Origin of the sequence: Streptomyces fructofermentans (assembly GCF_014651055.1) — a bacterium.
GTDB classification, from domain to species: Bacteria; Actinomycetota; Actinomycetes; order Streptomycetales; family Streptomycetaceae; genus Streptomyces; species Streptomyces fructofermentans.
In genome coordinates this window covers 46,975-56,128 of the sequence record NZ_BMWD01000038.1, presented here as the reverse complement: position 1 = coordinate 56,128, position 9,154 = coordinate 46,975, and the positions used below count along the sequence as shown (strand labels likewise).

The following is a 9,154-nucleotide window of genomic DNA, read 5'->3' as shown; positions in this document are numbered from 1 at the left end:
GGTGCCCGCGCGGTAGGCGCGGGCACCGCCCGAAGCGATGTCGAGGGCGAGGAAAGCGGAAGAACTTGTGCAAGAGGAGTTGAGAAGGAAGCCCTTCCATGGCCTCGCCGTCGGCAACGCTAGCACTCAGCCGGGGATCAAGTCGCGCAGGTTTTCGAGGGTGATGACCCGGGAGTCCGGGTGCAGCCCTTCCGGCCGTTCGAGGCCGATGTACGTCACCGGCTCCTGCGGCACGGGCCCGCCGTCGAGCAACCGCACGACCGTGTCGCCGCCGGTCACCAGGTCGACCAGGTACCGCACGGTGAGCTGCTCGCGTTCCACGACGGCACGCACCACCTTGGCGACCGAGATCTGGTTGTCCTCGACCCGGTTGTCCGACGAGAGGCCTTTCAGATACAGGTGCAGCCACTTGGCACTCCACCGACCGTCGTCGTCACGCCTGAAGACGAGCGGCAGCGCCACCCTGCCCTGCCCGCGCAGCTCCGACTTCATCCGTACGGTCCGCGGCTCGAACGGACGGCCCTTCTGCTCGCCGTCACGCACCATGAATCCGAAGAACGACTCCTCGACCTCCTCGAAGCCCTCACCCGCGAAGATGTTGACCTGCGGGACGATGAAGGTGCCGCGCACCCGGTCCAGGGCCAGGTTGATGAACTCCGAGGCACCCTCGGGCGCTTCGGTGACATCGCCCGAGTGCTCGCCCCCGACGGCCTTGAGGGACGTGTAGGACAGCCAGGAGTCGGTGCTGTAGTCGGCGTTGAGCAGCAGCGCGGCGAGGTCGTAGTCGGTCCGCTGCCCGCTTTCCCTCCAGTACACGAAGAAGCGCAACTGCTCGCCGTCGACGGCGGATACGGACCCTCTCGGCAGGACACCGAGCCCGGCCGCTGAGCGGGAGGGCCACGTCGAGCACTTCGGGATCCAGGAGCAGCCGGTCCGGCGCCGGCAGCCTGCCGCGCATCTCCGCGTCGAGTGCGGCGATCAGCGGGTCGCGCACGGCGGCGGGCACGGGCGGCCGGTCGTCCTCCGCGACCCAGCCACGTCCGCGTCCGTTGATGAAGATGCGGGGTTCGCCGGTCTCCCGCCCCCGGTTGTGGAAGTGCTCGCGGACGGACAGCAGGACCCGCCCGGAGACGTCGGGAGCGATCCTGACGGCGGCGGCCACCACCGCGTCCCGCTCCTCCTGGTCGGCTGCGATGCGCAGCAGGAGGTCCAGGGCGCGGAACAGCTTGCCGGGGGCGGACTCGAGAATCCGCACCGCGCCGCGGACGTCGAACTCGTCGAGCCTCTCCTCGACCCGGCTGTCGAAGGACCTCGCCTCCCTCTCACCCCGCGCCACGGCGAACACGTCGGCGGCGTGCGGCCAGCGCGGGTACTCGTGCGGGTGCAGACGCTCACCGAGTCGCTTGAACGGCTCGCGGTGCGCGTGCACGTCCGCGAGCTTGGCGGGGTTCGCCGCGACGACGGCGTCCAGGCCCGCGAGCAGCGCACGGCGCACCGGCCGCGGGAGGGACCGGAAGCGGGTCGGTTCCCGCAGCGTCACGTCGCCGCCCGAGAGCGCGCAGGCCAGCCGCAGCACATCGGTGACGGTGTCCAGCAGGAGGTCCGCGCCGACCGCGAGACGGGCCTCGTTGACGACTGCCCGGTTCTCCCGGACCGGGATCGCGTCCGGCTGCGGTCCGAGCGCGCACCGCTCGGCAAGTGCCCTGAGGTCCAGCAGGTGTTCGTCCCCCAGCGGGGTCGTGCTGCCCGCCAGGGCAAGGTAGAGGTCCGCCAGTTCGGTGTCCAGGTCCCGTCCCAGGTGCAGGACGGTCACCCGGTCGCCGGCGGACTCGATCAGTTCGTCCTGCGCCGCGAGCATCTCCTCGTACGTGTGCTGGTAACGGCCGTACGTGGGAAGGCTGAGCAGGTTCAGCACACCGTGCGCCAGTTGGCCGAGCACGTTCTCGCGCGACGAGTCGTCGGCGAGCGCCTTCACCACGCACCGCGTCCAGAACTCCTCGGTGTCCGGCACGTTCGCCGGAAAGTCGATGAAGTACGCGTTGTGCTGGACGTGGTCGCCCACCATCTCGCCCACGGTGCGCAGAGTCCGCCTGGCGGTGTGCAGGACGGCGGCCTCGGACAGCCCCGACAGCCGCTCCAGCAACCGGGCCGAGAGCTTGAAGCCCACGGAGGTCAGGGCCGCGTCGAACTGCCGCGCGGCGGCGGCGCCTTGACCGGCGGTGCCCTTGGGAGAGGAGAGTCGGTGAGTGTGCCGGACGAGCAGCGGTTCAAGACTGTGGACCATCCGGAGATGGTCGCAGAGGTGCGCGAGCCGACGCACGGGGGTTTTCATGGAGCGGTTCGCCCGACGGTCCGCTCGCTTCCGCTGCCCTCCCCGAACCGACGCCGGCGTGTCACGCCCGGACGAGTAGGCTCGCCGCATGGCCGACACCGGATACCCACGCAGTCATCAGCCGACGTTGGAGGACGTGCGGGAGCTCGCGCAATTCATCCAGGACCGTGCTCGCGACCTGGCGCGCAGCTCGCACGCCCACACGGACGAGTACAGGTCCGCGCAGGCCCTCACCGACCTTGTGTCGCTGATTTCCGGGGCCGCCGAGGCGTCGGCCGAGAGCAGTGTCCGCGTGCAGCACTTCTGCCTGGCGACGGCGGCCAAGCGCTGGTCGGACCACCCTGACTTCGATCCCGCGTGGGAGTGGATCTGACCCGGGGCGCCCGGAACGCCGACCGGGGCGGTGCGTGCGGCGGTTGAAGGACGGTCGGGGAGGCCGCCCCGGCGCACGGGCCGAGTGTCGTCCCGCGACCACCACGTCACGCGCCGGAGGAAAGCGCCTCACCGCGGGCGCCTGTGTGGCACTGTGTCGGACATGATCGTCAGGGTGAGTGAGGCACACGTACGTCCTGAACGTTTCGAGGAGTTCCGCGAGCTGATCGTCTCCGCGGTGCGCGGGTTCCCCGGCCGCCATCCGGGCCTGCTGGACCACGAGGTGCTGGTCGCACCCCCGGACTCCCTGCTGTACGTGAGCCGTTGGCGCAGCGAGCAGGACCTGGTCGGCTTTGCCGGTGAGCACTGGCGTGACCAGCCCGTCGTACTCCCGGGCGAGGACGAGTACCTGTTGGAGCCCCTTCACGTACGGCACTTCACACAGGCGTCCCTGGCCGTCTGACGCGGGCCGGGTGCGCGGCGGGCCGATCCCGCGCACACCGGAGGCCGGGAGGCCGGCGCCATCGCGGCAGGTACGGGGCGAAGCGCACGTCCGGCGCACGCGGCGCCACCGGGCTCGGCTCCCCCTCCCGCGGCGGCGACGCGGGGCTGAGTTCCATGGGCGTCTCCCGGTGTCCCCCGGCGTGCCGCGAAGGGTCCGCCACTCGATCGCCCGAGCGTTCTCCCGCTCCGCGGGCACCTGTCCGGTCCATGGCCCAGGCTGGAGTGCGACCGGTCTTGTCGGCACTCCGGCCGCGCCGCCCGCGCCCGCCCCTCACGGGAAGGCCCGGGTCCTCGGGGTCGGCGTACGAATGGCGGAACGGAAGGGACCTGCGATGGGCAAGGTGGTGCTCGACGTGTCGGTGTCCCTCGACGGGTTCACGGCCGGACCGAACGTCCGGGAGGCCGAGCCCATGGGGGACGGCGGCGAGCGGCTGCACGCGTGGATGGCCGGGAGCGGACCGGGCGGCGAGGTGGACGTCCGCGTCCGCGAGGAGGTGGACGCGGCGGTGGGGGCGGTCATCGTCGGCCGACGCACCTTCGACCTCGGCGTGGGCCCCTGGGGAGGTACGCCGTGGCCCGGCGTACCCACCTTCGTGGTCACCCACCGCACCCAGGAGAACATGCTCGGCGCCAACGGAGGAATGTTCGTCTTCGACGGGCTGCACGCCGCGGCCCGGCGTGCCGAGGATGCCGCAGGGGACAAGGACGTCCTGGTGCTGGGCGCGCAGACCGCCCGGCAGTTGCTCGTGGCAGGACTGCTCGACGAGGTGCGCCTCCACCTCGTCCCCCTGCTGCTGGGAGCAGGCACTCCGCTCTTCGCCGGGGAGCGGACCGAGCTGACCCCGGCAGGGCCACCCGTCACCGGGTCGGTGACCCATCTGAGGTACCGCGTCCTGAACACCTGACCGGCCCGCCCCGGCCCGGCCGGGTGCGCACCGGTGCGCCCACACGGCGGAGCGGCCCGGGAGCGTCGTCCCGGGCCGCCCGCAAGGGTCCTGCGGATCGACGGTCGCATGGATCAGGTGAGGGTGGCTCCGCAGCCGCCGTTCACCCACTGGTGGGACCTGATGTTGTTGTTCACCGTCTGGCCGTTGGTGAACGTGTTGTCGGACAGGTCGTCGGCGTACAGCTCGCCCGGGTAGAGACAGGTCTCCCCACCGGTGTAGCCCGCCAGGTAGTAGAACTCGACGATGGCGTAGCTGCCGGTGAACCCGCGGTTCATGACGGAGGAGGCCCTGTCGTTGGCGCCGCCCCAGTTGGAGTTGCTGCCCGGGGTGCTGATGAGCAGTGTGCCCTGGCAGTCGAAGCCGTCCCAGGCGTACATGTTGCCGTTGCGCGCACCCCACTTGCTGTCGCACACGGGGCCGGTGACGCCGCTCTCGGCGGCCTGGGTCGTCGTGGCGGGCACGGCGACCCCCAGGGCGGTGAGCCCCAGGAGCGCGGCCGCGACGGTGAATTTGCGCATGTTCGTCTTCCCCTCGTTGGTGGTGCCTCGGTGTTCGTATCCGTACGGCGGCGGTCGGCGGGGCCGGCCCCCGGGTGCCGCCGTGGTCGGCCGGTGCGCCCTCGGCGTCCGGCGGTCCGTCGCGCGCTGTGGTCAGTCGCGCTCCGGAACGATGCGCACCGCCCGGTCGTAGGCCCGGTGGCCCAGGCGCCGGTAGGTGTCGATGTCCTTGCCGAACCGGTCGCGCAACCGGTCCACGTAGTACGCCTCCCGGGCCGTGGCCACGGCCCGCAGGGAGGTGCGGCGAGCACAGGTCGCGTCCGCGGCGGCCGTCCGGCGCTCGGCGGCGAACGCCTCGTCGCCGCGGGCCGCTCCGAGCCGGCCGGTGTCGGCCCGCACGGCATCGCGGGCCGCCTGCGGGTCCTCGTGGGGCTGCCCCGCCTTCCTCATGCAGCGGGACCACGCCCGTACCGCCGCGGTGAGCGCCCGGTCCTTCATGAGCCGCTCGCCGTAAAGGGAGTTCAGGCTCGTGACGACCTTGCCCGTGCGGAACCATTCGGCCGGGTCGCCGTAGAGCCTGCGTTCGACCTCCTCGGTACAGCCCCCGATGCGTTTGCGGATCTCCCCTCCCCCGAGCAGTGGGGCCGTGAGCATGCGGGCTCCCTCGCCGCCGTCCAGGGCGACGTCGAAGGCCGCGCGTCTCGGAGCCGAAAGGCCTTGCCGGTACGTGCCGTTGGGGTTGCGCTCCCGCTCCCGCGCGCTCCTCGCCTCGATGCGGCTGCCGTAGCCGTACGTCCGGGCCCACGCGACGTCGTCCTGGACGTACCGCACGGGACGGCTCTCCCGAAGTGACAGGCCGCGGTCCTCGGAGTAGGCGAAGCCATGGCGTTTCATGCACTGCTTCGTCAGACGCTGCTGCGCGTCGGTGACCCGCAGTTCCTGCTGCCAGGTCAGTGCCGGCGGCCGCTCGTCCGAAGCCTGCCGCGCCCGACCGCCGTCATCACTGCATCCGGTGACGACGACCGAGGCGGCAACCATCACCGCGCACATCGACATGAGCACACGTCCCATGGACCCGAATCCCCCTTCAACCTCGTGGGTCCCACTCCCCGTTGCCGCTCCCGTCCCTCCGGGCGGCCCCGACTGCCGTCGTCCCCCACCCGTCGGTCACGGGCCAGCCCCGCCGGTCGTCTCCCGGTCCCGCAGTCTCCGGCGGGGCCCGGGAGGACGAGGGCCGGCCCGAGCCGCATCCCGTTCTGCCGCCCCCAGCGTCGCGTGGTGCGCCGTGCTCCTACAAGAACGTTTCACCTTGGCCAAAAGAGGCCGCTCAGGGGTCGTGCGGGGCGTCGAAAATGTGGAGGAGAGCCGGACGCGTAGGGGGAATCATGGGACTCAGGGTGCATTTCACGGCGGACGACCTGTCCCGGGTGCGGGTCGCCAGGGGGCCGGACGCCATGTGGGAGATCGTGCTCAGCGCCAGTCAGCTGGCCCGCACCGAAGGCAGGGCGGTGTTCGGCCCGTGGCGGGCGCAGACCCGTACCCGATTACGCGGCCTGCCCGGGCCGCAGTCGAGACTGATCCGCTACCTCGCGCCTCCCGTGGGCGACTTCCCCGACTTCCTCACGCCGCCGCAGACGGCCCCCGACCTGGCCAGCGGCATCGAGGCGACTCTGTCGACGCCCCGCCGGCGACTGCGCCAGGACCTGGCCGTCCTGCCCGGTCCGCCCGGCTGGGCCCGCCCGCTGGCCGACGGCGACCGCAACACCCTCGCCGAACTCGGCGAGGCGCTGCGCAACTACCACCGGGCCGCACTGGCCCCCATCTGGACGCGCCTCCAGTCCCTGATCGACGCGGACCGGGCCGTACGCGCCCGCGCCCTGCTCGACCACGGCACCGACGGACTGCTGCGCAGCCTGCGCCCGACCCTCCGATGGTCCCCACCGGTGCTCGAAGCGGACTACCCCGTCGACCGCGACCTCCACCTCGCCGGCCGGGGCCTGCTCCTGGTGCCCTCCGTGTTCTGCCATCGCACCCCCGTCACCCTGATCGACCCCGAACTCCCGCCCGTCCTCGTCTACCCCATCGCCCAGCCGCCCGGTTGGGGGACCCGGTCGGCCGACCGCGTCCCCGACGGCACGCTGAGCCGACTGCTGGGATCCACCCGGGCCGCCGCACTGCGCGTGATCGAGGACGGCTGCACCACCGGCGAACTGGCCCGCCGCATCGGTGTCACCCCGCCGACCGCCAGCCAGCACACCACGGCACTGCGCGAGGCGGACCTGATCGTCTCCACCCGGCACCACAACCGGGTGCTCCACACCCTCACCCCACTGGGAACCGCGCTGCTCACGTCCAACGCGGCCTCGAAACGGGCGGCGCGCTAGCCGGCCGTGCACGCGGCTTCCGCTCCTACCCGCGAGTCCGGGCCGGCGCCCGGCGGGCAGGTCGCCGACACCCGTGCCGGTCACTGAGGACGGCTCGGCGGTCCCACTCGTCCCACATCGTCGATGAGCGGACCAGGCACTCCTGGCGCGACGCCCCGTCCGGGCGAGTGCCGACACACGGGCATGGCGGCGACGGTCGTTGCGAGAACGGGGAGCGGGCGTGGGCGAGGACAGCAGTACGGCCGCATGGCGCCGGACGACCTGGAGCGCTGGTCGGAGGCCGTGGAGGCGCTCGCGGGCGGGCGGGACGCCGTCTGGATGAACGGCGGGCGCAATCCCGAGATCCGGTTCGAGCAGTCCGGTCGGGCCGGGTCCGCCGTGTTCGTGGTGGCGGACGCTGCCGCGTCCGGGTCGTCCGTCCGGGTCCTGGTACGCCTGCCCGACGAATGGTCCGACGAGCACCGCGAAGGGCTGCGGCGCGTCCGGACCGCCCGGACGGCAAGGCACCGTGCCCGCGCCCGATCGCCGATCGGTCCGACGCGTCCGCGCCGCCCGTGCCCGGTCCACGGGGCCGCCAGCCGCCGTCCAGGACGCCGGAAGCGGCCGTGAGGGCCGCCGGCGCGAAGGCCTGTCGTCCTCCCGTCCCGCCGAGCAGACCGCGGCCCGTTCCGGCAGGTGGAGCGGCGCCGGTCGCCTTCCGCGGATGATCTAGAGTTCCCGCGGCGGGCAATCGCCCCGCGCACAGACACTCGATTCAGGGGTGGGGATTGATCACTTCAATATCAGCTGCCGCGGCACCGCGGCACAGACCGGTGACCCTGCGGCGCATGGCCGCCGCGGCCTTGGCCGGCGGCATGGCGCTGGCCGGCGTGGGGCTCACGGCCCCCGCCGCGCACGCGGCCGAGAGCGACGTCTCGTTCTCGAACATCGTGATCAACAACGGCAAGCCCATCGTCGTCGGCATCAGCGCCGAGGTCGAGGCTCCGCTGACGTACACGGTGAAGAGCAAGGTGGCGCTCGACAGCTGGTGGGTCGAGGCGTACCGGGGCACCTACGGGTCCAACGAGTACCTGCTCGCGGTCTTCACGACCCGGTGGAGCTGCCGGACCTCCTCGGCGGGGGGCTACACCTTCCGCGACTGCGACGAGACGATGACCGTCGACCCGGACAACATGCCGGGCGGCAACGGCAACAACCTCGTCAACAGTGACGCCAGCACGTGGAAGACGCTCGGCACGGCCATCAAGAAGGGCGGCGGTTACGACACCGACCTGCTCTCCCCGACGGTCCGCCTCCAGCGTGCCTCGCGCATCCAGAGTGCGAACGCCACTCCGGAGCCCGTCACCAAGGGCAAGCCGATCACCGTCACCGGCACCGTGCAGCGCGCCAACTGGAGCGAACACCGCTACGACAACTACGGCGGCCGACTGGTGAAGCTGCAGTTCAAGCCCGCCGGTTCCAGCACGTACACCACGGTCAAGTCGGTGACCGCCAACAGCAGCGGACACCTCAAGACCACCGTGACCGCCTCGCAGGACGGCACATGGCGCTGGCGCTACAGCGGCAACACCACCACCGGTGCGAGCAACTCCACCGGCGACTACGTCGACGTGAACTGAGCCGACGTCAACCGGGTCGGTCGGGCGTTCAGGACCTGTACATCGGTCCCCGCCCGACCGCACCGCGAAGGCCCCGCTCCGGCGGGGCCTTCCGCACTCCAACGATCTGCCGTCCCCTGAGGCCGGCCCCGGGCCCGGCCCGCGGAGTCATGAACCGCGACGCGGAGTTCCGCTCGGAGGCGGTGCGCCCGTCGCACCGCTCGCGAAGGCGAGAGCCGACTCCCGCAGCGCGCAGTCCGCGCCCCGCCCGGTCCAGCCAGGCCAGGAACAGCACGATCGCGAGAGCCATCAGGTTGACGAAGACCGTGGAGGCCAATGCGGACGTGCGCTGGGACGCGCCGGTGTTCTGCGGGTAGTGGTCCCGGACCGCCATCACGCGGAGGACGTCCGCCACGGCGACCACCGCGATCGCGGCCTGTGCGAAGCGAGCCAGTATCCAGGGGGCCTTGCGGGGACTCGTCATCGTTCTCGGCCTGTCTCCGCGGCATCGGTGCCCACA

Annotated in this window: 9 protein-coding genes and 1 pseudogene; 6 read left to right on the top strand and 4 right to left on the bottom strand. The window is 71.9% G+C overall.

The genetic code is table 11. From position 1 onward, the window contains the following. Nucleotides 1-126: 126 nt before the first annotated feature. Nucleotides 127-2,284: pseudogene (locus tag IE265_RS34415) on the bottom strand (TerD family protein). Between the two features lie 136 nt (nucleotides 2,285-2,420). On the opposite strand from IE265_RS34415, the gene IE265_RS34410 reads away from it, so the two are divergent. The 3 genes from IE265_RS34410 (at nucleotide 2,421) to IE265_RS34400 (ending at nucleotide 4,113) form a co-directional block, all read left to right on the top strand. Then, a complete protein-coding gene (locus IE265_RS34410) occupies nucleotides 2,421-2,705 on the top strand; it encodes a hypothetical protein (protein WP_190039695.1) in 285 nt (94 codons plus the stop codon). Between the two features lie 174 nt (nucleotides 2,706-2,879). Continuing rightward, the gene (locus tag IE265_RS34405; RefSeq protein ID WP_229916862.1) at nucleotides 2,880-3,167 is read left to right on the top strand and encodes an antibiotic biosynthesis monooxygenase; all 288 of its coding nucleotides are present in this window, start codon (nucleotides 2,880-2,882) and stop codon (nucleotides 3,165-3,167) included. Nucleotides 3,168-3,540: 373 nt separating this feature from the next. Beyond that, nucleotides 3,541-4,113: a dihydrofolate reductase family protein gene (locus IE265_RS34400; protein ID WP_190039694.1), complete on the top strand. Its 573-nt coding sequence runs from the start codon at nucleotides 3,541-3,543 to the stop codon at nucleotides 4,111-4,113. 113 nt (nucleotides 4,114-4,226) lie between these two features. Here the strand turns inward: IE265_RS34400 and IE265_RS34395 are convergent, their stop codons facing one another. Together IE265_RS34395 and IE265_RS34390 are read right to left on the bottom strand one after the other, a co-directional pair. After that, a complete protein-coding gene (locus IE265_RS34395) occupies nucleotides 4,227-4,673 on the bottom strand; it encodes a hypothetical protein (RefSeq protein ID WP_190039693.1) in 447 nt (148 codons plus the stop codon). A gap of 132 nt (nucleotides 4,674-4,805) precedes the next feature. Next, complete coding sequence (locus tag IE265_RS34390; protein ID WP_229916860.1) at nucleotides 4,806-5,723, bottom strand: hypothetical protein; 918 nt, start codon at nucleotides 5,721-5,723, stop codon at nucleotides 4,806-4,808. A gap of 314 nt (nucleotides 5,724-6,037) precedes the next feature. Here IE265_RS34390 and IE265_RS34385 point away from each other — a divergent pair, with 314 nt between their 5' ends. The 3 genes from IE265_RS34385 (at nucleotide 6,038) to IE265_RS34375 (ending at nucleotide 8,655) form a co-directional block, all read left to right on the top strand. Next, nucleotides 6,038-7,036, top strand: a complete 999-nt coding sequence (locus IE265_RS34385; RefSeq protein ID WP_190039692.1) for an ArsR/SmtB family transcription factor — start codon at nucleotides 6,038-6,040, stop codon at nucleotides 7,034-7,036. 123 nt (nucleotides 7,037-7,159) lie between these two features. After that, entirely contained in the window at nucleotides 7,160-7,645 is a 486-nt protein-coding gene (locus IE265_RS34380; RefSeq protein ID WP_308434841.1) for a DUF5959 family protein, read from the top strand. Nucleotides 7,646-7,863: 218 nt separating this feature from the next. Beyond that, nucleotides 7,864-8,655 (top strand): hypothetical protein, encoded by a 792-nt coding sequence (locus IE265_RS34375; protein WP_229916856.1) that lies wholly within the window; start codon nucleotides 7,864-7,866, stop codon nucleotides 8,653-8,655. 28 nt (nucleotides 8,656-8,683) lie between these two features. On the opposite strand, the gene IE265_RS34370 is transcribed toward IE265_RS34375, so the two are convergent. Continuing rightward, on the bottom strand, nucleotides 8,684-9,118 hold the full coding sequence (locus IE265_RS34370; protein WP_190039690.1) for a hypothetical protein: 435 nt from the start codon (nucleotides 9,116-9,118) through the stop codon (nucleotides 8,684-8,686). Between the last annotated feature and the right edge of the window lie 36 nt (nucleotides 9,119-9,154).

Excerpts from the sequence above, each read along its gene's own strand:
- IE265_RS34410 (WP_190039695.1), top strand. The coding sequence starts at position 2,421 with ATGGCCGACACCGGATACCCACGCAGTCATCAGCCGACGTTGGAGGAC.
- IE265_RS34400 (WP_190039694.1), top strand. The coding sequence starts at position 3,541 with ATGGGCAAGGTGGTGCTCGACGTGTCGGTGTCCCTCGACGGGTTCACG.
- IE265_RS34395 (WP_190039693.1), bottom strand. The coding sequence starts at position 4,673 with ATGCGCAAATTCACCGTCGCGGCCGCGCTCCTGGGGCTCACCGCCCTG.
- IE265_RS34390 (WP_229916860.1), bottom strand. The coding sequence starts at position 5,723 with ATGGGACGTGTGCTCATGTCGATGTGCGCGGTGATGGTTGCCGCCTCG.
- IE265_RS34385 (WP_190039692.1), top strand. The coding sequence starts at position 6,038 with ATGGGACTCAGGGTGCATTTCACGGCGGACGACCTGTCCCGGGTGCGG.
- IE265_RS34380 (WP_308434841.1), top strand. The coding sequence starts at position 7,160 with ATGAGCGGACCAGGCACTCCTGGCGCGACGCCCCGTCCGGGCGAGTGC.
- IE265_RS34375 (WP_229916856.1), top strand. The coding sequence starts at position 7,864 with ATGGCCGCCGCGGCCTTGGCCGGCGGCATGGCGCTGGCCGGCGTGGGG.
- IE265_RS34370 (WP_190039690.1), bottom strand. The coding sequence starts at position 9,118 with ATGACGAGTCCCCGCAAGGCCCCCTGGATACTGGCTCGCTTCGCACAG.